We start from the raw sequence: 26551 nt of genomic DNA on the forward strand, positions 1-26551 counted from the left end.
CCGTTTGTCGCTTACTCAAATACCGGGCGACTTTGGTCCAGACCTTTTGGAGTCCGGTATGCGAAGATCCCTCACCCTCCTGCTCGCGCTCTTCGGGACGCTGACCCTCTTCCTCGCCGCGCCCCCGGCGGGCGCGGCGGGCGGCGTCTCCGCCGTGTTCGCCAAGACCTCGGACTGGGGCACCGGGTATCAGGGCCAGTACACCGTCGGCAACGCCTCGCCGGCCGGGATCAGCACCTGGACGGTCGGGTTCGACCTGCCGTCCGGCACGGCGGTCGGCAGCTACTGGGACGCGCTGCTCACCCGCAGCGGCGACCACTACTCCTTCACCAACCGCGACTACAACGGGTCCGTCGCGCCCGGCGCCACCGCCGCCTTCGGCTTCATCGTGTCCGGCGGCGGCACCCCGGCCAACTGCACCCTGAACGGCGGCTCCTGCGACTCCGGCGCCGGAACCCCGGCCCCCTCGGTGCCGACGGGCGTCACCGTAGGCTCGGCCACCGGCTCCTCGCTGACCGTGCGCTGGACCGCCTCCACCGGCGGCTCGGGGGCGGTGTCGTACGAGGTGTCGCAGGGCGGCGCCGCACCCGTGCCCGCGACCGGCACCTCGTACACGGCGACCGGCCTCCAGCCCAACACCACCTACACCTTCCGGGTACGCGCCAAGGACGCGGCGGGCAACACCTCCGCCTACGGCGCCTCCGTGAGCGGCACGACCACGGACTCCGGCGGGCCCGCGCCGACCGCCGTCCACACCGCGCCCTATGTCGACATGGGCGCCTGGCCCACGCCGAGCCTGTCGGCGGCATCCTCCGCGAGCGGACTCAAGAGCTTCACCCTGGCCTTCGTCACCGCCTCCAACTGCAAGGCGATGTGGTTCAACGCCTATGACCCGCGCAGCGGTTGGGCCAAGGACCAGATCGACGCGGTCCGGGCGGGCGGCGGCGACGTGAAGGTGTCCTTCGGCGGCGCCAGCGGCGTCGAGCCGGCCCAGGCGTGCACCGACGTCAACGCGCTCACCACCGAGTACGCGGCGGTCGTCGACGCGTACCACCTCACCTATGTCGACTTCGACATCGAGGGCTCGGCGGTGGCGGAGCCCGCCTCCATCGCCCGGCGCTCCCAGGCGCTGGCCAGGCTCCAGCAGACCCACCCCGGGCTGCGCGTCTCGCTCACCCTGCCCGTGCTGCCGGAGGGGCTCACCTCCGACGGGCTCAACGTCGTCAGGTCCGCGCGGGACGCGGGCGTCGACCTGGACGTCGTCAATGTGATGGCGATGGACTACTACCGCGACACCGACTACGGCGCCGCCGCCCTCCAGGCCGCGCAGAGCACCCAGGCGCAGCTCAAGACGCTGTACCCGGCGAAGACCGACGCCCAGCTGTGGGCCATGACCGGGGTGACGCCGATGCTCGGGCAGAACGACGACGGCCGTGTCTACGACCAGGCGGCGGCCCGCCGGCTCGTCACCTTCGCGCAGGGCCGCCATCTGGGCCTGCTGGCGTTCTGGGAGGAGACGCGGGACGCCAACGCCTGCACCGGCCCGCTCTACAAGTGCACCAACATCAGCCAGCAGCCGTACGACTTCTCGAAGATCTTCGCGGGGTACGGCGGCTGACCGAGGTACGACCGCTCAGACGCGGAACTCCGGTGGGAAACCGGTCCAGCGCAGTTCCGCGGGCAGATGCCCCATGTCGTTGAAGAAGACGACGGAGGCGGGGCGGTCGGGCGCGTACCGGATCACGGTCAGGGCCGCGTTGGCGTGGTTGAGCCCCTGCCAGCGCCACTTCGGGCCGTCGAGCGCGGCCCGGACGAGCCAGCCGATGAGGAAGTTGTGGGTGACGACCAGCTCGTGGCGCGGCTCGTCGCCGTCCACGGGCCGGGCGAACCGCTCCAGCGCGGCGGGTGCCAGCTTCCGCCCCTGCTCGCTCATCTCGGCCGGGAACTGCGCGAGCCGGTCGAGCAGTGCGTCGGCGTACTCGGGCGGCAGCTCCTCCTTGCGGGGCACGTACGGGATGTAGTCCCCGGCCAGGTCCGACGGCTCCATGGGGACGCCGTCGAGCTCGCCGTGGATCAGACGCGCGGTCTCCGCCGCGCGCGCGAGCGGACTGTGCAGCACCGCCGAGAGCGGGCTGTCCCGGAGCCGTCGGCCGAGCAGGACGGCCTGGCGGCGCCCGTTCTCCGTCAGTCCGCTCTCGTCGGGCAGGGCCTCGCCGTGGCGCGCGAGGTAGAGGTAGCGGGCAGCGGTTCCGGCCATGGAGGGTCCTCCCGTGGGGCAGAGGGTGATCATGCGGATGCCCGGAGGGACGCCGGGGCCCCGGCGTGCGGTTCCGGTTCCGGTGGCCCGGTCCGCTTTCCTGTTGTCACCCGCCACCCCCGTGGGCGGGTGACAACAGGAAAGCGGACCGACCCGCGTCGGCCTCGCCGGACCTGTCGTACCACCGCTCGACTGGCCGAAGACCAGGGGCATATGCGCCCGTCACCGGGCGATGGCCGATATTCGGCCAGGGGTTCGTCCGTTCCTGGCCTTCACCACCTCTGCCGTCACAGACTGCCTCCGAGGCCGACCGCTGGTCTTGTAAGAAGGCGCACTGCCTTGCCGGATTCCGGTCGGCGGAACACGCGCATGGTGAGGAGAGGGTTGCAGGTGGAGGCCAAAGCATCCTTGATTACCGAAGACCGAGGGGAGAGTGTGGAACGAGCGGCACCTGACTGGTTGCGGGGTCAGGTGGTCAAGTACCGGGGGCGGCGCACACCGGGAGGGATGCCCGCCAGGCTGACCCTCCCGGCCGCCACGGTGACGCTGATCGTCGGCTGGGGCGACCCGCTGCACCTGTTCGGCCCCGGCGAGAGCGGGTCGGCGGGCGGGACGTGGTACTCGCTGGTCGGAGGTCTGCGGACGTCACCCGTCCTGGGCGGCTACCGGGGGTCCGGACAGGCCGTCGAAGTGGATTTCACCCCGCTCGGCGCCTATATGTGCCTGGGCATATCCATGCACCACCTGGCGAACGAGACCGTGCACCCGGACGAGTTGCTGGGCAAGAGGTGGACGGAGCGGCTGACCGAACGGCTCGCCGAGGCACCCGACTGGGAGGCGCGCTGGGCGGTCCTCGACGACGTCCTGGCGAGCCTGCTGGCCGACGGCCCCGTGCCGTCCCCCGTGGTGACCGAGGCCTGGAGCAGGCTGAACGCGCGCCACGGCGGGATGACACTGGGTGAACTGGCCGGAGCCACCGGCCGGGGCAGCCGACGGCTGCAGGTGCTCTTCCGGGAGCAGATCGGTCTGCCGTTGCAGTCCGTGGCCCGGATCCTGCGGTTCCAGCGCGCGCTGACGCTGCCGTACGGCTCGCACGGGTCGCTCGCCGAACTCGCGGCGGCGTGCGGCTATTACGACCAGGCGCATCTGAACCGCGACTTCAAGGCGCTGGCGGGCCTGACCCCCGCGCAGCTGTGCGGACTCGCGAACCAGACCCCGCTGGACGGCACGGCGGCCGTCGAAGGGAGCCGCACCAGCGTCTTCAACCGCTGAAACCGCTGACCACGTCCCCGACGCGACGACAGAGGGGTGCTGCCGGACCCGGCGGCACCCCTCACGTGCTCCCGTAGCTGCGCCAGGCAGTCGACGAACTCCTACCAGGTGGCCACGGTGTTCGCCGGAGGCGGTGTGATCGCCGGGACCGCGCCGAAGTCCGCGTACTCGTCGACGACAAGTCCCGGCCCCTTCGCACCCCGGCCTTCCTCCCGCGTGCCGGAGGCCGTTCTCTCGCCGTCGGCCCGGTCCGGGTCGGGCGCGCCCGTGCCGCTTTCCGGACCCTCGTGCTCGGACTCGCCGCTTCCGCGCCCCGCCAGCATCACCGCGAGCGCCGCCCCCGCGGTCGCCAGCGCGATGCCCTTGCCCCAAACGCGCACAGGTCGCATTCCTTCCCCGTTTGTGAAAAATCCTCGTGATCTTAGCCGTCTGCGCAGGTGGGAAGGGTGGGCGAGGAATTCAGGGCAGAATGCGCGGACCGCCTCCGAAGAACTCCGCCAGGACCGGGGCCAGCGCCCGCGCCGAGAACTCGTGCGTCTGGCCGGGGAGGGAGAGCGCGCGACCGTCCGGCACGGCCCCGGCGATCGCGGCGGCCGGGGCGCGCATCCACTCCGGGCTCGCCCCGCCGCAGAGCGCGAGCACCGGGACGGTGACCGAGGCCAGACGCTCCACGGGAAGCGCGGCGTCACCGAGCACGGCGTGCTCGTACGCGAGGGTGTGGGCCAGCGCTTCCATGCCCGGCCACATGGGGGCGAGCCGGAACTGCTCGATCACCGGCGGGGGCACGCCGATCCTGGCCAGGAACAACTCCACCGCGTCCGCCCGCCGTTCGGCGGCCAGGAGCGCGGCGAGCCGCTCGCCGTACCGGACGTTCCCCGCCCGGCGCTCGGCCTCCAGGGCGTAGGGCGGCTCGTACACGGCGACCGCCGTCACCGGCAGCCCGCTCGCCGCGGCCTCCAGCGCAAGCGCGCCGCCCGAGGAGAGCCCGTACAGCATGGCGCTGCCGCCCGCCGCCGCGACGACCGCGGCCAGGTCCTCGACCTCGCGGCCGACCGCGTACGGGAGCGTGTCCCCGCTGGCGCCACGGCCCCGGCGGTCGTAGTTGAACACCGTGAAGCGGGGGGCGAGAAGACCTGCGAGCTCCTGGTGCGTCTCCCGGGTGCAGAAGGCGCCGCCGACGAGGATCACCGGTGGCCCCTCCCCGGCGCGCTCGTAGGCGATGGGCGTTCCGTCCGGCGACCAGGCCGTGTTCGTGTGGTCCATGACGGATAGACGGCGGGGGAGCGCGCGACTCATCGGTACGAGGCGCTCCGCTGGAGGTGCGTGACGCTTTGGCTGCGGACCGTGCGATGGGGGTCCCCCCTGCTCGAACGAAGTTGAGAGCTTGGGGGATGGTCGCGCCCACGCGGCGGAGCCGCAAATGTCACAGCCCCGCGCCCCTGAAGGGGTGCGGTACTGCGGGACCGATGAGTTCGCGTGCTGCCGCCGGTCTTCCTTCCGGCTTCGAGTACCGACTTCCGAAGGTGGACCGATGAGCGATCTGCACGACATCCTCAAGAAGCACGTGGGCGGCGACGCCTGTGCGCCGGGCGCCGTGGGCCTGGTGGCCCGGGGCGACCGGGTGGAGGTGGAGGCCGTCGGACACACCGACGTGGAGGGCGGCACGCCCATGGCCCGGGACTCGATCTTCCGGATCGCGTCGCTGACCAAGCCGATCGTCGCGGCGGCGGTGATGACGCTGGTCGAGGACGGCCGGATCGCGCTGGACGCGCCGGTGGCGCAGTGGCTGCCGGAGCTGGCCTCGCCGAGCGTGGTCCGTACGCCCGAGAGCCCCGTCGACGACGTGGTCCCGGCCGCCCGTCCCATCACCGTGTCCGATCTGCTCACCTCCCGTGCCGGATACGGCTTCCCGGCCGACTTCTCGCTCCCGGCCGTCGCGCCGCTCTTCACCGAACTGCTCCAGGGCCCGCCGCAGCCGCAGTCCGTCGCCGCGCCGGACGCGTGGACGGCGGCGCTCGCCCGGATCCCGCTGCTGTACCAGCCGGGCGAGGCCTGGCTGTACAACGCGTGCTCGGACATCCAGGGCGTACTGATCGCCCGGGCCGGCGGGCGGCCGCTGCCCGAGTTCCTGGCCGAGCGGATCTTCGAGCCGCTGGGCATGGCCGACACCGGGTTCGCGGTCCCGGCCGCCGACCTCGGCCGCTTCACCGGCTACTACCGGGCCGGGGCCCCGGACTCCGGCGGCCTGGAGCTGGTCGACGCGCAGGACGGGCAGTGGAGCACCGCGCCCGCGTTCCCGTCCGGGGCGGGCGGGCTCGTCTCGACCGTCGACGATCTGTACGCCTTCGCCCGGATGCTGCTCGCCGGGGGCACGCTCGACGGCCGGCGCGTCCTGTCGCCCGACTCCGTACGGCAGATGACGACCGACCACCTCACCCCGGCCCAGCGCGAGGCGAGCAGGCTGTTCCTGGAGGGGCAGGGCTGGGGCTTCGGCGGCTCGGTCGACGTCGAGGCGGCCGAGCCGTGGAACGTGCCGGGCCGGTTCGGCTGGCTGGGCGGCACCGGAACGGCGGCGCACATCGTGCCGTCCACCGGCGCGGTCACGATCCTGCTCACGCAGCTGGAGCTGACCGGGCCCACTCCGCCGCCCGCCGCGATGCAGGACTTCTGGCGGTACGCGGCGAACGCCTGACCCCCGTACAGGACTTGACCGCTGGGCGCGTCCGCCGTCACCCACTAGGTTCGGATCATGAACGAACGCAGAGCCGACGGCAGCGCGGGAGACGCGGACTACGGCACGATAGGCGTCGGTTACGCCGATTACCGGCGCCCCGAGCCCCGTATCGAGGAGTTCGTCTCCCAGGCGCTGGGGGACGCGCGCACGGTGGTGAACGTGGGCGCCGGGGCGGGTTCGTACGAGTCCACCGCGCGAGAGGTGACCCCGGTCGAGCCGTCCGCGTCGATGCGCGCCCAGCGGCCCGACCGGCTGCCGCCCGCGATCGACGCGGTGGCCGAGCACCTGCCTTTCGACGACGACGCCTTCGACGCGGCGATGACCACGTTCAGCGTGCACCAGTGGAGCGACGTCGAAGCGGGGCTGCGGGAGATGCGGCGGGTGGCGCGCGGGCCGGTCGTCGTGCTGACCTGCGACCCCGATCTGGTGCGCGACTTCTGGCTGTACGCTTACGCGCCCGAGGTCCTGGACACCGAGGCCCGCCGCTATCCGGCGATCGCCGACCTCGCGGACGCGCTGGGCGGCCGCGTGACCGTGCGGCCGGTGCCGATCCCGGTGGACTGCACCGACGGCTTCAACGAGGCGTACTACGCGCGCCCGGAGATGCTGCTCGACCCCGGAGCCCGGCAGGCGTGCTCGGCCTGGAGCTTCGTGGACGAGGCGGTGCGCGAGCGGTTCGCCCGCGACCTGCGGCGCGACCTGGAGAGCGGTGCGTGGGACGCGCGCTTCGGCGCGCTGCGCGAGCAGCCCTCCTACGAGGGCTCGTTGGTCGTGGTCCGCTCGGTGCCCGAGTGACCCGAGACGGCGGCCGCGGGGCCGTTTCGGCGGAAGCGGTCCCGCGCTGTACGGCCTGCTGTACGGTCGAAGCATGTCCAAGTCGGTGACGATCCGGGTCGACGACCAGCTGCACGCGCTGCTCAAGGAGCGCGCGGCGGCCGAGGGGTCGACGGTGACGGCGCTCATCACGCAGGCCGCGTACGAGGCGGTGCGCGATCCACGGCTGGAGGGCGCGGCGGAGGTCTTCCGCTCCTTCATCGCCGAACAGGGCGACGCCTTCGACGCGGCGTTCCCCGACGACGCCCCCGACCAGCGGGACTCCTCGGGGCGGGCCGCCTGACGGTGGAGTTCCACATCGACATCCGCTGGCTGCTCGAACGCCAGACGGAAGTGCTGCCCAAGCAGCCCGCGGTCCACGACTTCTCCAGCCTGGTGGCCGCCGTCGGCCGCCACCGCGTCAACACCCCCCGGGTCGAGGCGACCGTCGACAACTCCTGGCGGGCGGGCGCACTGATGCACGCGATCATCCGGCTGCGCCCCCTGCCCGCCCGCAACGCACTCTTCGGCGCGGCGGTGGTGGTCGCGTACATGAACGCGGCGGGCGAGGGCCTGGACGCCCCGTACGGCGCCCTCATCGACCTCGCCCGCGACATAGACGCGGGCCACACCGACGCGTACGACGCGGCCGACCGGATACGGTCCTGGCGCATCTGACCTCGCGCCTCGGCCCGACCCGTTTGGCCTGAATGGCGCGGTTGCCCGCGTGGTGCGTGGTGCGCCAGCGTGTGGGGGCATGGACCGTGACCCGAGCGGCGTCGCCGCGAGCTCCCTCTCCCGTCGTCAACTGCTCGCCGCCGCCGGTGCGGCCGGGGCCGTCACCGCCGTCGGGACGGTTCCGGCGGCGGCCCGGCAGCGCGGTGGGCTCTCGCTGTCGTTCAGCGCGGCCACCAACGGCTCCGCGAGCCTGGCGCCCGCCGGGGACACGGTGGTCGCCGAGGTCCAGAGCGTGCTGTGGTCGCTGCCCCGGCACGGGGGCAGAGCCGTGCCGCTCACCCCGGCGGGCCTTGAACCCGGTCGGCCCGTGCACGCTCCGGACGGGTCGCTCGTCGCCTTCTGCGCCTATGAGGGCGGCGGCTATCACGTGTGGACCATGCGGCCGGACGGCTCGGACGTGCGGCGGCGCACTGATGGCCCCTGGGACGACCGGGGACCGGCCTGGTCGCCCGACGGGACGCGGATCGCGTTCGCGTCCGAGCGCGCGGGCGACCCGGTGGCGGGCAGCTCGTACCGCGTCCATGTGCTGGACCTGCGGACCGGGCGGCTCACCCGGCTCACCGGGCTGCCCGGCCAGGAAGGGCCGCTCCAGGACGGGGCCTGGGAGGACTTCGACCCCACCTGGTCGCCGGACGGGGCGCGGATCCTGTTCGTCCGCGCGAAGGTCGTCACCACTCCCACGGGGCTCGGCGTGGAGGCGCGGACCGTCGCCGCCGTCGCGGCCGAGGGGGCCGGGCCGGTCGGCGTCGTATACACGGAGAGCGAAGCCGCGCAGGTCATGTGCCCCGCGCTCGCGCCCGACGGGCGTCGGCTCGCCCATCTGCGCACCACCGCCGCGCCCAACGGCTCCTGCGTGCTCGTCGTCGACGGCAAGCCGGTCGCCGTCGCCGGTGACATCGCGCCGGTGCCCCCGCGCTGGACGGCGGCCGGGGAACTGCTGCTGACCGTCGACGGACACTTCACGCTCGTACGGCCGGAGAGACCAAGGGAGGCGGAGACGATCCCCTTCGAGGGCGTGCTGCCCGTGGAGCGGCCGCGCTACCGGGTCAAGGAGTACGACCTCGGCGAGGGGCGCGTGCGGCCGGTGCGGGGCGTCCATCTGCCCGCGCTCTCGCCCGACGGGCACCGCATCGCGTTCGCCGCCCTCAACACGCTGTGGCTGGCGGACACTTCGGGCGCCCGGCCGCCCCGGCGGCTGCGCGAGTCGGCGCCGACGCGCTATCTGCTCGGTCCCGTCTGGACGCGCGACGGGCGGGCGCTGCTGTACGCCGACGACCGCGACGGGCTGCTCGGCGTCTACCGTCGAGAACTGGCCACCGGCGAGGAGAGCGCGCTCGCGACCGGCGGGCGCGTCCACCCGGCGCTCTCGCCCGACGGCGAGCGGCTCGCCTGCCTCGACATGACCGGCCGCCTCCTCGTACGCGACCTGGCCTCCGGCACCGAACGCGTCCTGGCGGCGCCCCTCGGCGGCGGCGGGCTGCCCGGCCGCCCCACCTGGTCGCCCGACGGCCGCCGCATCGCGCTCTGCGACCGCAACCGCCTCAACGCGCGCTTCAGGGAGGGCTACAACCTCATCCGGGTCGTCGACACGGAGACCGGCACCGCCCGCCTCCACGCGGTGGCGCCGCACGTCTCGATCTCCGACCGGTACGACTCCGGGCCCGTGTGGTCGCCCGACGGGCGCTGGATGGCGGTGATCGTCGAGTCCGCGCTCTGTCTGCTGCCCGTCGCCCCCGACGGCACCCCGCAGGGCCCGCCGCGCACCCTGACCGACGAGCCCGCCGACCATCCGTCCTGGTCCGGGGACTCGAAGAGGCTGCTGTACCTGTCCGGTTCGCGCCTGCGGCTCATCGGCGTCGACGGCGGCCCCGCGCGCACCGTCCGGGTGCCGCTGGAAGCCCGCAGGCCCGCGCCCGCCGACACGGTCGTGCACGCCGGACGGCTGTGGGACGGCACCGGCGAGCAGGTCCGCGACGACGTCGACATCGTCGTACGGGACGGGCGCATCGCGGCAGTCGAGCCGCACCGCAGCCGTGGCGCGCTGCGGCGGATCGACGCCTCGGAGCGTACGATCGTGCCCGGCCTGTGGGACACGCACACCCACCCGTGGCAGAGCACCTACGGCGGCCGGCAGACCGTCGGCCAGCTCACCTACGGGATCACCACGGCCGTCTCCCTCGGCGGGTTCGCGTACGAACAGGCCCGGATCCGCGAGGCGGTGGCCGCCGGACAGCTCGCCGGGCCCCGGCTGCTGACCACGGGGGAACTGCTCGACGGCTCCCGGGTGGCGTACAGCATGGGGCGCGCCCATCGCACCAGGGAGGGGCTGCGGCGGTCGCTGGAGCGGGGCGCCGCGCTCGACTGGGACTTCGTCAAAACCTATGTGAGGGCACCCAGTTGGGTGATGGAGGAGGCGGCCCGGTTCGCCCACGAACGCCTCGGGGTGCGCACCGGAAGCCATCTGCTCTCGCCGGGCGTCCAGGTGGGCCAGGATGTGACGACCCATCTGCAGGCCACCCAGCGCGCCGAGTTCGGGCACGCCACCACCACCTCGGGACGCGCGTACGAGGACGTGGTGGAGGTCTACTCGGCGCGCGGCGTCAACTTCGCGCTCATCGCCACGCCGTTCACCTCGGTGCCGCTGATCGGGGCCGATCCCGGGCTCGCGGCGGACCCCCGGGTCACCGCGGTGATGCCGCCGTGGGACTCCGCGCTGGTGCGGCAGTCGGCGGGTGTGCCGCCGACTGCGGCCCAACTGGCCACGCTGCGCACGGAGACCGACGTCTACCGCAGGGTCCTCGCGGCCGGCGGCCTGGTCGCGCTCGGCACGGACGCGCCGATCGTGCCCGTCGGCCTCTCCCTGCACCTGGGCCTGCGCGCGCTGCACCGGGGCGGGCTCTCCCCGGCGGCGGCCCTGCGCACCGCGACCGTGCTCCCGGCCCGCCTCTTCGGCGTCGAGCGGCACCTCGGCACCGTGGAGGGGGGAAAGATCGCCGACCTGACCGTGGTGGACGGCGACCCGTTCGAGGACTTCGCCGCGATGGTGCGGACGGTCTCCGTGCTCCGGGGCGGAGTGCCGTACGAGACCGAGGAGTTGGTGGCCGCGTTCGAGCAGCCGGATCGGCACACGGCCGCCGACCACGAGTGGCTCCCGGTGGGGCGGCTGATGCGGCGCGGCGGGTGCTGCGACATGGAGGCCGCGCTGCTGCCCGGGTGAGCGGTCGCGGGGGCGGTCAGCGGCTCGCGGCGACCGCCGCGACGATGGCGTGGGTCAGCCGCCTGACATAGGCGTCGTCCGTCGGGCCGCCCGCCGCCAGCACACGGAAGTACAGCGGCGCGCCGAACAGGTCGGTGGCCAGGCCCGTGTCGATGTCGGGCGGCAGCTCGCCCCGTACCGTCGCGCGCTCCAGAAGGGTCGCGACCGCCGAGCGGCGCGGGCCCAGGACGGCGTGGTGGAGCGCGTCGTGCAGTGAGGCGCTGCGGGCCGACTCCGCGACCAGGTCCGGGATGATCCGGCCCACGAGGGGGTGCCGCAGCGCCCGCAGGGTCTCGTGGAGGAACCGCTCGACGTCGCCGTGCAGCGACCCCGAGTCCGTCGTCGAGGGGATGTGCGCGGCAGCCGCCTCGGAGACCAGCTCGACGACCATGGCCTCCTTGGACGGCCAGCGGCGGTAGAGCGCCGCCTTGCCGACGCCCGCGCGGCGGGTCACGGCCTCCATCGACATCCGCGCGTACCCGGACTCCGCCAGCTCCTCGAACATCGCCCGGCGGATCGTCTCGGTCACGGACTCGCGCAGTACGCCAGCACCGGCGGGCGGACGCCGCAGTTCGCTGTCACGGAGGCTGGCCATGATCGGAGATTAACACGGAACGGAACGGTTGCGTTCCGTGATGCGGCGGGTGTACGTTCGCGCCCTACGAGCCGGAACGGTGCCGTTCCGTTCAGTGGGTTCAGCGGGAGGCCCGCGGTGAAGTTCCTCTTCGACGACAAGGCGTTCTCCTTCCAGGCGCTGCGCACGGCGGGCCACGCCGCCTGCGGGGGCGCCGATCTCGGCGAAGTGCTCGTCACCTGCGAGGGCGTTCCCGACGGCAACGAGGCCGCCTGGTGCCGCGCCTGGTCGGCCACCGCCGCGCGGCTGCACCGCACCGGCGACGACGCACTGGCCGCCGGGCACCGGGTGAGCGCGCGCGAGGCGCTGCTGCGGGCCTCCAACTACTACCGCGCGGCCGACTTCTTCCGTCTCGACGACCGCGACCACGACCGCGAGTCGGACCGCCTCGCCCTGCACTCGCGCGAGACGTTCGCCCGGGCTGCCGCGCTGTTCGACACTCCGGTGATCCCGCAGCGCATCCCGTACGAGGGCACGACCCTGCCGGGCTACCTCTTCCTCGCCGGACCCACGGACGAGCCCCGGCCGACCCTGATCCACCACGGCGGGTACGACTCCACCCTTGAGGAGCTGTACTTCATGGTCGGCGCGGGCGCCCTGCGGCGCGGCTACCACGTGCTCGCCTTCGAGGGACCCGGCCAGCAGTCGGTGCGCCGCGAGCAGGGCCTGGCCTTCCGGCCGGACTGGGAGGCGGTGGTCACCCCCGTGGTGGACCACGCGCTCACCCTGCCCGGAGTCGACGCCGGCCGGCTCGTCCTCTTCGGCACCAGCTTCGGCGGGCTCCTCGGCGCCCGGGCCGCCGCCTTCGACCGGCGCTTCGCGGCCTGCGTCCTGCACAACGGCATCTACGACTTCTACCGGCTGCCCCTGACGGTCGTCCCGCCGCACCTGGCCGAATGGGTCGCGGAGAGCCGCGACGAGGTGGCCGGGCCCGCCCTGGCGGTGGCCATGTCCCACAGCACCCAGCTGCGGTGGTTCCTGCGGCACGGCATGTGGGCCTTCGGGGCCAAGACCCCGGCCGAGGCCCTGCGCGCCTGCATGCCGTACAACCTCGACGGCGTGGCCGAGCACATCACCTGCCCGACCCTGGTCCTGGACGCCGAGAACGACGTGGTCTCGCGCGGCGAGGCGCAGCGGGTGCACGCCGCGCTGCGCGCCGAGAAGGACCTCATCCGGTTCGCCGCCGCCGACGGCTCCGGCGAGCACTGCCAGGAGGGCGCGGCCCTCCACTTCCACCAGCGGGTGTTCGACTGGCTCGACGAGCGGGGGATCTGATGCTGTCCGACATCGCCGTCGTCCACGGGGCGCGCACGCCCGTAGGGCGGTTCAAGGGGGCGCTGCGGTCGGTCCCGGCGCACCGGCTCGGCGCCCTGGTGATCCAGGAGGCGCTGCTGCGGTCCGGTGTCGACCTGCACGCCGTCGACGAGGTCGTCCTGGGCTGCGTCGGCCAGGTGGGGCCGGACGCGTTCAACGCGCGGCGCGCGGCGCTGGCCGCCGGGCTGCCGGTCGACGTGCGCGCGTACAACGTCAACCGGCTGTGCGGCTCCGGCCTCCAGGCCGTCTGGTCGGCGGCGCAGACGCTCGCCCTCGGCGAGGCGCAGGTCATGGTGGCCGGCGGCAACGAGTCGATGACCCGTCAGCCGCTGCTCGACTACAGCGAGCGCGCCGCCGACGAGCTCCCCGGTCCGCCCCGTATCGACGGTACGTTCTCGCTGGTCACCGACCCCTTCGCGAACGGCCCGATGGGGCTCACGGGCGAGGCCGTGGCCGCGCGGTTCGCCATCTCCCGGGCACGGCAGGACAGTTGGGCCGCCGGGAGTCAGCAGCGGGCCGCCGAGGCCCTGGCGCAGGGGCGGTTCGCCGAGCAGATCGTTCCTGTGCTCACCCCGGACGGCACCGTCGAGCGGGACGAACACCCGCGCCCGGGAACCACCGTGGAACGGCTCGCCCGGCTGGACCCCGCGTTCGCCCCCGACGGCACGGTCACCGCCGGGAACTCGGCCGGGCTCAACGACGGGGCCGCCGCCGTGGTGCTGACGCGCGTCACGGACCTGAGCCCGGGGACCGTCCCCCTGTGTCTGCTGCGCGATGTGGTGGTCACCGCCCTGGAGCCGGAGATCATGGGCTTCGCGCCCGCCGGCGCCATCAGGAAGCTGCTGCGGCGCACCGGACTCGACCTCGACGACATCGCGGTGGTCGAGCTCAACGAGGCGTTCGCCGCACAGGTCCTCGCCGTACTCGACGACCTCAAGCTGGACCCCGACCGGGTCAACCCGAACGGCGGGGCGATCGCCCTCGGCCACCCGATCGGCGCGACGGGCACGATCCTGCTGCTCAAGGCCGCCCACGAACTGCGGCGCACCGGCGGGCGGTTCGCGGTCGTCGCGCTGTGCATCGGCGGCGGCCAGGGCATCGCCGCGCTCATCGAGAACCCGGAGGCGCGCTGATGGGCGAGTACGCCTGGTATCCCGGCCGGGAGCTGACCGAGCACAGCAACGTCGCCCGGTTCTGCCGGGCCCACGGCCTCGACGGCTACCGCGAGCTGCAGCGCCGCTCCATCGCGGACCCCGAGTGGTACTGGTCCAGCGCCGCCCGCGACATGGGCATCGTCTGGCACGAGCAGCCGCTGTGCGCCCGCGACGGGCGGGGCGGGATCGCCGCCACGCGCTGGTTCCCCGGCGGGCGGACCAACCTGGTCGAGTCCTGTCTGGAGCGCCAGGCGCGCCGCGGCCGCCCGGACGCGACGGCCCTGCGCTGGGAGCGCGAGGACGGCACGCGCGGACGGCTCGGCTACCGCGAGACGGCGCGACTGAGCGCCCGGGTCGCCACGGGACTCCGCGGCCTGGGAGTGGGGGAGGGGGACCGGGTGGCGGGTTATCTGCCACCCGGTCCCGAGGCCTTCGTGCTGCTCTTCGCCTGCGCCCGCATCGGCGCCGTGCTGGTCCCGATGTTCTCCGGCTTCGGCACCGAGGCACTGGCGGTGCGGCTCGCCGACGCCGAGGCCCGGGTGCTGGTGACGGCGGAAGCGACGACCCGGCGCGGCAAGCGGTACGAGATGCTGCCCGTCGCCCGCGCGGCGGCGGAGAAGGTCCCCGACGTACGCCACCTCGTGGTCGTCGCGGACGAGCCGCCCGGCACCGCGCCGCCGAACGGCGCGGCCACCACGACCTGGCGGGCGCTCACCGAGGCGAAGCCCGCCGAGACCGTCCACCTGCCCGCCAGCGCGCCCTTCCTGCTCCTGTACACGTCCGGCACCACCGGCCGCCCCAAGGGCGCCGTCCACACCCACGGCGGGTTTCCCGTGCAGGTCGGCTCCGAGGTGCGCTACAACCTCGACGTGCGCCCCGACGACGTGGCGTTCTGGGTCACCGACCCCGGGTGGATCATGTTCGCGCTCGTCGCCGTCGGCTGCACCCTCGCGGGCGCCTGCGTCCTGGCGTACGAGGGCGCCGTCGACCACCCCGGCCCCGACCGGCTGTGGCGGCTCCTGGACGAGCACCGGGTCAGCGTCTTCGGCAGCTCGCCCAGCCTCGCGCGGGCGATGATGACCACCGCCGGGCCCGGGTCCGCCGCGTCCCGGCTGCGGATCCTCGGCTCCACCGGCGAGCCCTGGACCGAGGACGCCTGGCGCTGGTACTTCCACGAGGTCGGCGGCGGCCGCTGCCCCGTCATCAACATCAGCGGCGGTACGGAGGTGGGCGGTTCGCTCCTGGCGTCCGCGCCCACCGTCCCCCAGACGCCGTGCGGCTTCACCGGCCCCTGCCTCGGCATCGACGCGGTCATCGAGGACGCGGACGGCGCCGAGGTCGGCGAGGGCGAGATGGGCGAGCTGGTGGTGCGCCAGTCCTGGCCGGGCATGACCCGGGGCCTGTGGCGCTCGCCGGAGCGGTTCGCCCACACCTACTTCAGCCGCAGGCCCGGCCGCTGGTCCCACGGCGACCTCGCGTCCCGGTCCGACGGGGAGTGGTTCGTGCACGGCCGCCTCGACGACGTGATGAAGGTGGCGGGCAAACGGCTCGGCCCCGCCGAGGTCGAGGAGGCCGCGCTCGGGGACCCCGCCGTGGCCGAGGCGGCGGCGGTCGGGGTTCCGCACCCGGTGAAGGGCGAGGCGCTGTGGTGCTTCGTGGTGCCCGCGCACGGGACGCTCTCCGCACCGGACGCCGACCGGATCCGCGCCCGCGTGGCCGACGCGCTGGGGCCCGCCTTCCGGCCCAGCCGCGTGATCGCCCTGCCCGAACTGCCGAGAACCCGCACGGGCAAGGTGATGCGCCGCCTCATCCGCGACTGCGTCACCCAGGACGTACCCGGCGACCTGTCCACGCTCGCCAACCCGCACAGCCTCGAAGCACTGCGCGCCGCCGTCCACGAGGCGGCCGACGGCTGACACCGGAACCGGCCGCCCGGGCGCCGACGGCGGCCCCACACAAGGGAGTTCCATGCCGACGATCGACATTCTCCTGCCCGGCTTCGCCATCGACACCGACCAGGGCTACCCCGCCTTCTGCGGGGTCTTCCTCGTCCGGGGCGCCGACGCCACCGGCCGCCCGCGCACCGTCCTCGTCGACGCCGCCCACGTCGGGCGCCGCCCCCATCTGTGGGCGGCGCTCGCGGCGCACGGCCTGACGGCGGCGGACATCGACACCGTGGTGCTCACCCACGCCCACTGGGACCACGTACAGAACATCGACCTGTTCCCGCGCGCCGAACTGCTCCTCCACGGCGACGAGCGGCGCTACGCCCACGCGCCGCACTCCAACGACTGGGCGACCCCCGCCTGGACCGGACTGCTGCTCGAACAGCTGCCGATCCGGGAGGTGGCGGACGGCGAGGAGATCCTGCCCGGCGTCCGCGTCATCGGCCTGCCCGGGCACTCGCCCGGCAGCATCGGCGTACTCGTCGACACCGACGCCGGGGTGGCCGCGATCACCGGCGACGCCCTGCACTTCGCGTACGTGGCCACCACCCGCCGCAACCCACTGGTCTTCTGGGACGCCGACCTCGCGGCCCGCAGCATCGACCGGGTGGTCGCGGCGGCCGATGTCATCTACCCGGGCCACGACCGCCCCTTCCGCCTCACCTCCGACGGCGCCATCGACTACCAGGAACCGTTCGCGCTCACCGTCACCGGGCTGCGGCCCGACACCGAGGGCCTCGCCTTCGCCGACGGCTCCTCGCGCCCGCTGTGGGTCATGCCGGGCGTGGACGAGCAGCGCACGCTGTACGAGAAGAACGCGGAGGAGGCCCGGCGGCGCATGGCCGGGGTGCCGCGCGTGGTGCGGCCGCGCTGAGGCGGCCCGTCACGCGGGGGCCCGCCGCGCCTCGGAGAGCAGCCCGGCCAGCGAGCGGTTGAGCTCTTCGAAGAACGGCTCGGGGGCCTCGCGCGGGAAGAAGTGGCCCCCGGGCACGGTGGTCAGCCGGAAGTCGCGCGCGTACCGCTCCCAGGCGTGGACCGCGCCGGGGTCCACGAGCGCGTCGTCCGCGCCGGCGAAGGCCCGGATGTCGAGCGGCAGTCGCTGCTCGGCATCGTCCGGGTCCGGCAGCCCCGCCTCCCGGTGGCTGGCGCAGATCCGCAGGTCGTCCCGGACGACGGGCAGCAGTGCGCGCAGCCAGTCGTCGCGGCCCAGGAACTGCGGGTGCAGCCCGCCGATGTCCACCAGGAGGCGGGCGAGGTCCGCGTCGTCGTACAGATCGGCGGGCGGCAGGGGCGGGGTGAGGTGCGGGGCCGCGTACGCGCCGACGAACAGCGCGAGCGGCGCCCTACCCCCGGCCCGCATCCGGGCCGCCGCCACCGCGAAGCCGATCAGCGCGCCCATGCTGTGCCCGTACACCGCGTACGGACGGTCCAGCCAGGGCGCGAGCTCGTCGGCGAGGGCTTCGGCCAGGGTCCCCGCGTCCTGGAACCGCCGCTCGCGGAACCGCGATTCGCGGCCCGGCAACTGCACCGGCAGGACGTCGACCCCGGGCGCCACCCGCGCGGGCCACGGGGCGTAGAACGAGGCCCCGCCGCCCGCGTGGTGGAAGCAGAACAGCCGCAGCGCCGCGTCCTCGCGCGGCGCCCGGACGAGGCAGCCCGTCGGTGCGGCGGTGGCGGGGCCGCTCACGCGCGCACCACCTCGTACATCTGCTGGAAGGTCGCGGCCTCCAGGAGGTCGGCCACCGGGACGCGGCGGCCGGTGACGTTCTCCACCACGGTGACCAGGCGCAGCAGATGGACCGAGTCCCACTCGGCCACTTCGTCGAGGGGGCGGTCGAGGTCCTCGGGGGCGAGGCGGATGCCGAGTTCGTCCTCCAGGAGCGCGCAGAACTCGGCGGCGTCGGCGATGGCGGTGGCGGTCATGGTCAGTTCTCCTCGAAGGCGGTGTGCAGCCGCAGATGGGCGGGGGCCGGCGTGATGTCGCGCAGGGCGTGGCGGAAGACCACGGTGGCGGGGTCTTCGGGGGCGACGCCCGTGGGGACGAAGCCGTGGTCGAGGTAGAAGGAGGCGAAGGCGGCGTTGCGCGGGGTGGGCCGGTGGCGGGCGAGCGCGCCGTGCGCGCCGGACGCCGCCGCGTGCTCCAGGACCGCCGCAAGGCACGCGCTCTCGATGCCGCGCGAGAACACCCGGCAGCTCAGCACGTAGTTGTCGATGTGCAGGTCCCCCGCGTCGCGGCGCAGGAACACCGCCCCGACCAGGCCGTGGTCGCCGAACCGGTCGCGGGCGCGGACCACCAGCACGCCGCGGTCCGGGCGCTCGGCCCACTCCCGCACCTGCGGCAGTTGCAGGCGCTCGGGGGCGAGGTGGAACTGGTTGGTGCGCAGGGTGAGTTGGGAGACCCGGGACAGCTCCGAGGGCTCCGGCGGGCGCACGGTGACCTCGATGCCGAGACCGTCCAGATAGTCCTGGTACGAGCCGGTGTCCTCGCGGAACTCCTGCCGCTTGACCTCCGTGCGGTAGCGGCCCGCCCGCTCGCGGTCCTCGTCGGTGAGCACGGGCAGGTCGAACCAGCCGTCGGCGAGGAGCGCGGCCGGGTGCAGGGCCGGCTCCTCGTCGACCCGGACCACCGCGACCTGCGGCAGCTGCTCGCGGACCAGACCGCACTCGAAGGTGCTGTCGTCGACGAAGACGAAGCTGTCCAGGCCGATCCCGACCCGCTCCGCGATGTCGCGCAGATTGTCGTGCTTGGCCGACCAGTTGGCGTTGACGCGGACGAAGTCGTCCTCGCGCAGCAGCATCGACGGGTGTTCGCGCAGCGCCTCGCGCACCTTGGCGTCGTCGTTCTTGCTGCTGACGGCGAGCAGCACGCCCTGCGAGCCGAGCTGGGCCAGCACGCGCTGGAACTCGACGAACGCCTCGCCGCGGAACCCGCTGCCGAGCTCGATGCCGTCCACGCCGTCCTCGCCGAGCACCCCGCCCCACAGCGTCCCGTCCAGGTCGAGGACGAGGCACTTGCGGGTCCGGCCGAGCAGCCCCGTGACGAGGTGGCCGACGTCGCGGGCGTAGCTCGCGAGGAGCCCCTCGGCGAGGCGCGCCTTGGCGTACAGGCCCGTGCGCGGCTCGTACGCGGGTGTCCCCTGGGCGACCAGCGGGTCGAGGTCGACGACGACAAGGCCGGGGTGCTCCTCGGCGAGGGCGAGCAGCCCGCTGTTGAACTCGCGCCAGACGACGCCGAGCCGGGCCCGGGAGCGCAGATCCACCAGCTGGCGGGCGTGGCGGTGCAGCAGCGGAACCGTGTTGAGGACCAACGGGCCGCGCCCGCCGTCCTGGTGGGCGCGGACGGCCCGGCCGATCAGGGCGAGCCGGGACTTGGCCGCGGCCTCGACGTCCTCGACCCGCCAGGGCAGCGGCACCTCCTCGAAGACGGTGTGCGCGTCCAGCAGGCACAGCGTGAGACGGGGCTGCCGGTCCGGCTCGGAGCCGCCGGGCCCGAGCAGGTCCGCCAGATACGAGCCGTACGGCGAGACCACCGGGTCGAGCAGCAGCCCGTGGCGCGCCAGCTCCGCGGTGAGCGGGGCGACCAGCGGGGCGACGGTGGACTGACCGGTGACGGCGACGGTCACCACGGGCACGTCGGCGTGGTGGCGGACGACGTCGTCGCGGTCGAGCCGGGCGAGCAGCTGTCCCGCGGCGGGCAGCTGCCGCTCCGGAAGCCGGGCGAGCAGCGGCCGTACCGAGGGGTACTCGGCTTCGAGGCGCCCGGCGGCGTACAGATCGCGCAGGGTGCGCAGCGCCTCGGGGTCCTGCCAACTGCCGCCCGCCGAAGGGGCGTTGGCCGTGATCGTGGTCATGCGCGCTCCAGGGCGATACCGGACTTGATCCACTTGCTGGACTCCACGGCGACGGTGACGGCCCGCCCGCCGCCCTGCCACTGGCCGAGCAGCTCGGCGAGCTGGAGGAAGGGCAGGGCGTTGCCGTTGTTGCCCACCGTGCGCACCACGTTGACGCGCTGGGCGAGCGGGGCGGGCATCGCGTCGGAGATGCGGTCGCTCATCCGGCCGGAGAGCTGGGGCGGGAGCAGATAGTCCACCTGGTCGGCCGTCCAGCCGACGTCCCCGATGAGCTCCCAGAACATCTGGGTGGCGAGGACCGGCACCGCCGCCTCGATCGCCTTGTAGTCCTCGGAGATCGCGATGCGGTCGCTGTGCCGGTCGCCAAGCCCGAACCAGTCGATGACCTGGCCGGGCGCCTTGCCCAGGCCCACCAGGCGGTTGAGGACCTGGCGGATCTCCACGCGCTCCCCGAAGGACTCGGCGCTGAGCACGGCCGCGCCCGCCCCGTCGCCGAACAGGATGTAGTTGACCAGCTCGCCGGGGGTGCGCGAGCCGGGGTCGAAGTCCGTCTCCAGGTGCTTGGCGCAGACGTCGCCGCCGATCACCAGGACCGTCGAGCAGCGCCCGGCGAGGAGCAGGGTGCGGGCCACGTCGAGCGCTTGGATGGCCCCGGCGCAGCCGGACTGGAGCTGGTAGGTGGGGACGTTGTCGATGCCGAGGCGGTCCGCCACCAGGTTGACGGTGGCGGGCATCAGCTGGTCCGGGGTGGCGGTGCCCATGACGACGCAGTCGATGTCGACGGCCTCCAGGCCCGCCGCCGCCAGGGCCCGGTCCGCCGCGGTCGCCGCGATGTCCGCGAGGGAGTGGCGGACCTGGCCGGTCGCCAGATCGACGGCGAAGTGCCGGCTGACGTTGCCGATGAACATCTCGGCCCACTGCTCGTCGACGCCGACGAGCTTGGCCAGGGTGGCGTTGTCCACCGGTTCCCCCGGCAGACAGGTGCCGACCGAGACCAGGTGGGCGACGGGGGCGGGTGACGGGCTCATGTGCGCGGTCCTTCCGGGGCGGACGGTGCGGTCGGTACGAGGAGGCGCTCGCCCAGATAGCGGCTGAGGTCGCCCACCGTCTCCAGGCTCGCGAGCAGTTCCTCGACGGGCAGGCTGCCGAGCTCGGGCAGCTCGTTCTCGATGCGGGTCTTGAGCTCCATGACCTGGATCGAGTCGAAGCCGAGGTCCTCGGCGAGCCGGGAGCGGTCCCGTACCGCCGAGGGGTCGTGCCCGCCGACCCGGCACACCAGACGGTGCGTCACCTCGGACACCCCGTGGGGGGAACCACCGTCCGGGGTCGGCGGGCACGTTTGTGCGAGGTCCGCCGTCGGCGGCCGCGCGTCCGCCGCGTCCACGGCGGGGAGGTGGGGCGCGGGCGGTTCGGGGGCGGTGGCGGAGCGCCAGGCGCGGAAGCTGTCGTCGAAGACGTACGGCGGCAGCCGGCGCGGCACGCGGTCCGCCTCCGGGTACAGGCTGTCCCAGGTGGGATCGGCCCCGGCGCTCCACAGCTGCCCGAGCAGGTGGTGCAGCGGATGGCGGGGCGAGCGCTCGCCGGGGTGGGCGGCGAGGCAGCTCACCGGCTCCGCGTCGGCCGGCCGGAGCCGGGCGAGCATCGGGGTGAGCACGGCGCGCGGGCCGATCTCCACGATGTGGGTGACGCCGGACGCGAACAGTTCCGCGGCGGCGTCGGCGAACCGCACCGGCGCGGTGATCTGGCGCGCCCAGTACGCGGCGTCCATGCGCTCCTCGCCGCCCATGACCCGTCCGTACACCGTCGAGAAGACCGGCACCGACGGGGCACCCGCCGCCACGTCCGCGCCCTCGCGCCGGAACGGTTCGACGGCGGGCCGCATCAGCGGGGAGTGGAAGGCGTGCGAGACGGTCAGCGGGCGGGCGTTGACGCCCCGGTCGCCCAATGTGCCGCGCAGCAGGGCGAGTTCGTCGAGCTCGCCGGCGACCACGGTGCTGCGCGGACCGTTGACGGCCGCGACGCACACCCGCGCGGGATCGCTGAGCAGCGCCTCCACCTCCGCCTCGGGCAACGGTACGGCGAGCATGCCGCCGCCGTCCGGGAGCGCCTCCATGAGCGCGCCCCGGCGGGCGACCAGGCGGGCCGCGTCGGCGGGTTCGAGTACTCCGGCCGCGCACGCGGCGGCGAACTCGCCGATGCTGTGGCCGATGACGGCGGCGGGCCGGATCCCGGCGTCGGCCAGGGCGCCCGCCATCGCGTACTCGACGGCGAAGAGCGCGGGCTGGGCCAGGCCCGTGCGGTGCACCCCCGGATCGCCCGCCAGGACCGCGTCGCGCACCGAGAGGCCGAGGTGGACGGCCAGGTGCCCGTCGATCTCGTCGAAGAGGCGGGCGTAGACGGGGGAGGAGGCGTACCAGGAGGCGGCCATGCCGGGGTGCTGGGCGCCCTGTCCGGTGAACGCGAACGCCACCGTGGGCGCCGTGCGCCGCACCCCGCCGTCCTCGTCGTGGGTGCGCTCGGCCGCCTCGCGCAGCCCGGCCACCACGGACGCCAGGTCGCCCGCGGCGACGGCGACGCGGTGCGGCAGCCGGGACTTGACGCGGTTGCTGGTCCAGCACAGCTGGGCGAACCGGTCCTCGGGAAGGCGGGCCAGCGCGTCGGCCTGGGCCAGCAGATTGGGGCGCAGCTGGCGCGCGGAGCGGGCGGAGACGGTGAACACGCCCGGGACCCGCTCGCCGGAGCGGTGGACCGCGCGCGGCGGGGATGAGAGCACGGCGTGCGCGTTGGTGCCGCCCATGCCGAAGCTGCTGACGGCGGCGTGCACGGTGCCGGACGGCAGCCGCAGCGGGGACTTGAGCAGCGACAGGCGCCGGTCGGGCAGTTGGAGCTTCGGGTTCTCGTCGTCGGCGAACCGGCTGGGCGGCACCGTGCGGTGGTGCAGCGCGAGCACGGTCTTGACGACCCCGGCGATCCCGGCGGCGCCCTCGGCGTGCCCGAAGTTGCTCTTGACCGAGCCGAGCGCGACGCTGCCGCCGCTGCGGCCGCTGGTGAGGTGGCCGAGCGCCTGCGCCTCCATCATGTCGCCGAGGAGGGTGCCGGTGCCGTGCGCCTCGATGAAGCCGATGTCGTCGGCGCCGACCTCGGCCGAGCGCCAGACCCGCTCGATGAGCTGCTGCTGGGCCCAGCGGTTGGGCGCGGTGATCCCGTTGCTGCGGCCGTCCTGGTTGACGCCGGTGCCGCGCAGCACGGCGTAGACGGGCTGGCGGTCGGCGAGCGCGTCGGCGAGTCGGCGCAGGACGAGCACGGCGACGCCCTCGGCTCGGCCGATGCCGTCGGCCGAGGCGCTGAACGGCTTGCAGCGGCCGTCGGGCGCGGACAGGCCCGCCTGGGTGTAGAAGATGTTGAGGACGGGCGTCATGATCAGGTTGGTGCCCCCGGCCAGCGCGTAGTCGCAGTCGCCCGCGCGCAGCGCGCCGGAGGCGAGGTGCAGGGCGACGAGCGAGGACGAGCAGGCCGTGTCCACGGCGAGGCTGGGGCCCTTGAGGTCCAAGTGGTACGAGACGCGGTTGGCGCCCATGAAGTAGCCGTTGCCGGAGCCGTGCCGGGCGGTGATCCCGTCGTAGTCGGCCAGTTGGAGGTGGGCCCACTCGTTGGCCATCACCCCCACGAACACGCCCGTGTCGGTACCGGCCAGGTCCTCGGGGGCCACCGTCGCGTCCTCGATGGCGCGCCACGAGCACTGGAGCAGCAGCCGCTGCTGCGGGTCCATGGCGGCCGCCTCGCGCGGCGAGATCCCGAAGAAGGCGGGGTCGAAGGCGTCCGGGTCGTCGATGAAGCCGCCGCGCACGGTGTTGGAGCGGCCGGGGGGCCGGGCCTCGCCCGGGGCGGCCGGGTCGGCGAGCCGGTAGCGGTCCGCCTCCCAGCGCTCCTCGGGGACGCGCCGGGTGCCGTCCCGGCCCTCCATCAGGAGATTCCAGAACTCGCCTGCGTCCCGGGCCCCGGGGAAGCGGCAGTCGAGCCCGACGACCGCGACCGGTTCGGGTGCGCTCATGAGGCGGCCCCGGCGTCACCGACGGCGAGCAGCTCGGCCAGGTGCCCGGCGATGGCGCGTACCGTCGGGAAGTCGTAGGCGAGGGTCGGCGGGACCGCCAGGAGGTGGCGCTCCTCTATCTCGCCGCAGATGCCGATCGCGGCCACCGAGTCGATGCCGTAGTCGGCGAGCGGGGTCGTCGGGTCGATCTCCCGGGCGGGCCGGTGCAGATGGAAGGCCACCCGGTCGATGAGCCACTTCTCCAGGTCCGCGGGGGCGAGGACGGGGGTCTGCGGGCGGATCGCGGTGCGGGTGTCGGGGGCGATGGACATTGAGGTACCTCTTCCTTGGGGGGCGCTCGGTGGACCGGGCGGGCTCAGCGGCCGGGGGCGGCCAGCGGAGCGGAGTGCTCGGGGGTCTCGGCCGGGCGGGCGACGAGAGCCGCGACCGGCCGTTCCAGGCGCTGGTGGAGTACGGGCAGGGCGCCGTCGACGAACAGCCGGCGCATCAGGGTGCGCTGTGTCTTGCCGCTGGTGGTCTTGCGGATCGCGCCGGGGCGCACCAGGACCACACTGGCGGCGGGGAGCTGGAACCTGCGGCTGAGCACCGTCTGGACCGAGGCGGCGAGGGCGGGCAGGTCGTGCTCGCCCTGCTGGTTCGGGCGGACCTCCTGCACCACCACGACGTGCGAGCGGTCGCCCTCCTCGTCCCCGACGGTGAACACCGCCCCGCCGCCGCGCCGCAGGGCGGGCCCCGAGTCCTGCACGGCCTGCTCGATGTCCTGCGGGTAGAGGTTGCGGCCGTGGTGGATGAGCATCTCCTTGATGCGGCCGGTGACGAACAGCTCCCCGCCGACCAGGCCGCCGAGGTCGCCGGTGCGCAGATAGCCGGAGCGGCCGTCGGCGGTCTCGGCGCGGAAGGTCTCGTCGGTGGCCTCGGGGCGGTTCCAGTAGCCGCGTGCCACGGACGGGCCGCGCAGCCAGATCTCGCCGACCTGGCCGTCCGCCAGCGCCTGGCGCGTCATGGGGTCGACCACGAGCACCTCGCTCCCGGCCGGCGTGCCGCAGCCCACCAGCGTCCTGGAGGTGCGGTCGGGGCGGGCGGGCCGCAGCTCGTGCTGCTCCAGGAGGTGCGCGTCGACGGCGAGTTCGACGTGCGGGGCGGTGGTGTCCCCGGCGGAGGCGAGCAGGGTGTTCTCGGCCAGCCCGTAGCAGGGGAACAGCGCCTCGGGGCGCAGCCCCTGGGCGGCGAAGCGCGCGGTGAAGGTGCGGACGGTGGCGGCGCGCACCGGCTCGGCCCCGTTGAGCGCCACCCGCAGGCTGGACAGGTCGAGCCCCTCGGCCTGCTCGTCGGTGGTACGGCGGGCGCACAGCTCGTAACCGAAGTCGGGCGAGGCGGTGCCCTCGACGCGGTAGTCGTGGATCATCCGCAGCCAGCGGTGCGGCTGCTTGATGAAGGAGATCGGCGACATCTGGACGCTCGTGCCGCCCATCCACAGCGGGTGCAGCGTCATCCCGATGAGGCCCATGTCGTGGTAGAGCGGCAGCCAGCTGCCCGTGACGACGCCGGGCGTGGTGAGCATGGCGTGGTGGATGGCCTCCTGGTTGGCGGCCAGGTTGGCGTGCGTGACCATGACGCCCTTGGGCTCGCTGGTGGAGCCCGAGCTGTACTGGAGGAAGGCGATGTCGTCGGCGCGGACCTGCGGCGGGAACCACAGCGCGGGGTCCTCGCCGTCGTCCTCGGGCGCCAGGCACACCACGTCCTGCTCCCCGGAGGCGGCCAGCCAGGCGGCGAGCGGCTGGCGGTGCTCGGGCAGCGTCAGGACCGCGCCCACCGAGGCGTCCCGCAGGATGCCGCTGACCCGGGCGAGGCGCTCGCCCGGCTCGTCCGGCAGCGGCGCCGGGATGGCCGTGCGCCCGGCGTAGAAGCAGCCGAGGAACGCGGTGACGAAGTCGAGCGTGGGCGGGTAGAGCAGCAGCACCGGGCGGGCCGGGTCGCCCTGCGACTCCTGGCGCAGCCGGGTGGCGATCAGCCGGGCGCGGCGGTCCAGTTCGGCGTAGGTGAGCTCCTCGGGCCGCATGGTCAGGCCGTCCTCGTGCAGGTACACGAACGCGGGCCGGTCGGGGTGCTGCTCGGCTCCGGCGCGTACGGCCTCGGTCAACGTCTGGTGCATCTCTTCCCCTGTCGCTCTCTCCGGACTGGCGCGGCACCAAGTGCCATCTGTCGACCCATCGTTGGCGGGATGTGAAAAGGACGTGTAAAGGCAGCCTTGAGGTGCACGTCGCAGCTTCGGGTCTTCCCGCAGGGTGTGCGGGAGAGGGGGAGTGCGAGGGGTGTTCACACGTGTAGGGAGGGGAAGTTGGCACCCAGTGCCGCAAGCCGCCGTGGCCCGCTCGCCGCCGCCGGTCCGCCGCCGGTCCGCCGCCGGTCCGCCCCGGTCCGCCCCGGTCCGCCGCCGAGATATGAGTCAGCACTGTTTCGATACGGCATTGACTCGATTGGCCGGACGGGTCTAGCGTCGTCAACCACACAGCTGCAGACGGCAGTTCACG

The 26551-nt window shown here is 74.0% G+C and carries 22 protein-coding genes; 11 read left to right on the top strand and 11 right to left on the bottom strand.

All coding sequences use genetic code 11. The features are described from left to right. Positions 1–58: 58 nt before the first annotated feature. Positions 59–1618 carry a cellulose binding domain-containing protein gene (locus QIY60_RS27930; RefSeq protein WP_283144935.1) on the top strand — a complete coding sequence of 520 codons (1560 nt, stop codon included), beginning with the start codon at positions 59–61 and terminating at the stop codon, positions 1616–1618. Between the two features lie 15 nt (positions 1619–1633). Here the strand turns inward: QIY60_RS27930 and QIY60_RS27935 are convergent, their stop codons facing one another. Continuing rightward, positions 1634–2257 (bottom strand): histidine phosphatase family protein, encoded by a 624-nt coding sequence (locus QIY60_RS27935; RefSeq protein WP_283144936.1) that lies wholly within the window; start codon positions 2255–2257, stop codon positions 1634–1636. A gap of 507 nt (positions 2258–2764) precedes the next feature. Between QIY60_RS27935 and QIY60_RS27940 the strand changes: the two genes are divergently transcribed. Further along, positions 2765–3529: a helix-turn-helix domain-containing protein gene (locus tag QIY60_RS27940; RefSeq protein WP_283144937.1), complete on the top strand. Its 765-nt coding sequence runs from the start codon at positions 2765–2767 to the stop codon at positions 3527–3529. A 101-nt stretch (positions 3530–3630) separates the two neighbouring features. Here the strand turns inward: QIY60_RS27940 and QIY60_RS27945 are convergent, their stop codons facing one another. Continuing rightward, a complete protein-coding gene (locus QIY60_RS27945) occupies positions 3631–3909 on the bottom strand; it encodes a hypothetical protein (protein ID WP_283144938.1) in 279 nt (92 codons plus the stop codon). Between the two features lie 79 nt (positions 3910–3988). Continuing rightward, a complete protein-coding gene (locus QIY60_RS27950; RefSeq protein WP_283144939.1) occupies positions 3989–4792 on the bottom strand; it encodes an alpha/beta fold hydrolase in 804 nt (267 codons plus the stop codon). 268 nt (positions 4793–5060) lie between these two features. Between QIY60_RS27950 and QIY60_RS27955 the strand changes: the two genes are divergently transcribed. From QIY60_RS27955 to QIY60_RS27975, 5 genes are all read left to right on the top strand, one after another. Next, positions 5061–6221 carry a serine hydrolase domain-containing protein gene (locus QIY60_RS27955; protein WP_283144940.1) on the top strand — a complete coding sequence of 387 codons (1161 nt, stop codon included), beginning with the start codon at positions 5061–5063 and terminating at the stop codon, positions 6219–6221. A 57-nt stretch (positions 6222–6278) separates the two neighbouring features. Next, entirely contained in the window at positions 6279–7058 is a 780-nt protein-coding gene (locus QIY60_RS27960) for a class I SAM-dependent methyltransferase (protein WP_283144941.1), read from the top strand. 73 nt (positions 7059–7131) lie between these two features. Beyond that, a complete protein-coding gene (locus QIY60_RS27965; protein ID WP_190089128.1) occupies positions 7132–7380 on the top strand; it encodes a ribbon-helix-helix protein, CopG family in 249 nt (82 codons plus the stop codon). Between the two features lie 2 nt (positions 7381–7382). Beyond that, positions 7383–7754, top strand: coding sequence for a toxin Doc (locus tag QIY60_RS27970; RefSeq protein ID WP_283144942.1), 372 nt, complete (start codon positions 7383–7385; stop codon positions 7752–7754). 79 nt (positions 7755–7833) lie between these two features. Further along, positions 7834–11031 carry an amidohydrolase family protein gene (locus QIY60_RS27975; RefSeq protein ID WP_283144943.1) on the top strand — a complete coding sequence of 1066 codons (3198 nt, stop codon included), beginning with the start codon at positions 7834–7836 and terminating at the stop codon, positions 11029–11031. A 16-nt stretch (positions 11032–11047) separates the two neighbouring features. On the opposite strand, the gene QIY60_RS27980 is transcribed toward QIY60_RS27975, so the two are convergent. After that, on the bottom strand, positions 11048–11665 hold the full coding sequence (locus QIY60_RS27980; RefSeq protein ID WP_283144944.1) for a TetR/AcrR family transcriptional regulator: 618 nt from the start codon (positions 11663–11665) through the stop codon (positions 11048–11050). Between the two features lie 117 nt (positions 11666–11782). Between QIY60_RS27980 and QIY60_RS27985 the strand changes: the two genes are divergently transcribed. The 4 genes from QIY60_RS27985 to QIY60_RS28000 are packed head-to-tail and all read left to right on the top strand — an operon-like array spanning position 11783 to position 16992. Then, positions 11783–12979, top strand: a complete 1197-nt coding sequence (locus tag QIY60_RS27985; RefSeq protein ID WP_283144945.1) for a prolyl oligopeptidase family serine peptidase — start codon at positions 11783–11785, stop codon at positions 12977–12979. Further along, the gene (locus QIY60_RS27990) at positions 12979–14151 is read left to right on the top strand and encodes a thiolase family protein (protein WP_283144946.1); all 1173 of its coding nucleotides are present in this window, start codon (positions 12979–12981) and stop codon (positions 14149–14151) included. The genes QIY60_RS27985 and QIY60_RS27990 overlap by 1 nt, the downstream gene beginning before the upstream one ends. Further along, positions 14151–16088 (top strand): AMP-binding protein, encoded by a 1938-nt coding sequence (locus QIY60_RS27995; RefSeq protein WP_283144947.1) that lies wholly within the window; start codon positions 14151–14153, stop codon positions 16086–16088. The genes QIY60_RS27990 and QIY60_RS27995 overlap by 1 nt, the downstream gene beginning before the upstream one ends. A 52-nt stretch (positions 16089–16140) precedes the next feature. Beyond that, positions 16141–16992 (top strand): MBL fold metallo-hydrolase, encoded by an 852-nt coding sequence (locus QIY60_RS28000; RefSeq protein ID WP_283144948.1) that lies wholly within the window; start codon positions 16141–16143, stop codon positions 16990–16992. Positions 16993–17001: 9 nt separating this feature from the next. Here the strand turns inward: QIY60_RS28000 and QIY60_RS28005 are convergent, their stop codons facing one another. The 7 genes from QIY60_RS28005 to QIY60_RS28035 are packed head-to-tail and all read right to left on the bottom strand — an operon-like array spanning position 17002 to position 26172. Then, entirely contained in the window at positions 17002–17805 is an 804-nt protein-coding gene (locus tag QIY60_RS28005; protein ID WP_283144949.1) for a thioesterase domain-containing protein, read from the bottom strand. Continuing rightward, the gene (locus tag QIY60_RS28010; protein WP_283144950.1) at positions 17802–18041 is read right to left on the bottom strand and encodes a phosphopantetheine-binding protein; all 240 of its coding nucleotides are present in this window, start codon (positions 18039–18041) and stop codon (positions 17802–17804) included. Before QIY60_RS28010 ends, QIY60_RS28005 begins: the two co-directional genes overlap by 4 nt. A 2-nt stretch (positions 18042–18043) precedes the next feature. Continuing rightward, the gene (locus QIY60_RS28015) at positions 18044–19969 is read right to left on the bottom strand and encodes an HAD-IIIC family phosphatase (RefSeq protein ID WP_283144951.1); all 1926 of its coding nucleotides are present in this window, start codon (positions 19967–19969) and stop codon (positions 18044–18046) included. After that, positions 19966–20997 (bottom strand): 3-oxoacyl-ACP synthase III family protein, encoded by a 1032-nt coding sequence (locus tag QIY60_RS28020; RefSeq protein WP_283144952.1) that lies wholly within the window; start codon positions 20995–20997, stop codon positions 19966–19968. The genes QIY60_RS28015 and QIY60_RS28020 overlap by 4 nt, the downstream gene beginning before the upstream one ends. After that, positions 20994–24020: a beta-ketoacyl synthase N-terminal-like domain-containing protein gene (locus tag QIY60_RS28025; RefSeq protein WP_283144953.1), complete on the bottom strand. Its 3027-nt coding sequence runs from the start codon at positions 24018–24020 to the stop codon at positions 20994–20996. The genes QIY60_RS28020 and QIY60_RS28025 overlap by 4 nt, the downstream gene beginning before the upstream one ends. Further along, positions 24017–24331 (bottom strand): acyl carrier protein, encoded by a 315-nt coding sequence (locus QIY60_RS28030; protein ID WP_190089139.1) that lies wholly within the window; start codon positions 24329–24331, stop codon positions 24017–24019. The genes QIY60_RS28025 and QIY60_RS28030 overlap by 4 nt, the downstream gene beginning before the upstream one ends. A 44-nt stretch (positions 24332–24375) precedes the next feature. Then, positions 24376–26172, bottom strand: a complete 1797-nt coding sequence (locus tag QIY60_RS28035; RefSeq protein ID WP_283144954.1) for a fatty acyl-AMP ligase — start codon at positions 26170–26172, stop codon at positions 24376–24378. Positions 26173–26551: the final 379 nt, after the last annotated feature.

This window comes from Streptomyces sp. BPTC-684, from assembly GCF_030028635.1.
In the GTDB taxonomy this organism is placed as follows: domain Bacteria; phylum Actinomycetota; class Actinomycetes; order Streptomycetales; family Streptomycetaceae; genus Streptomyces; species Streptomyces noboritoensis.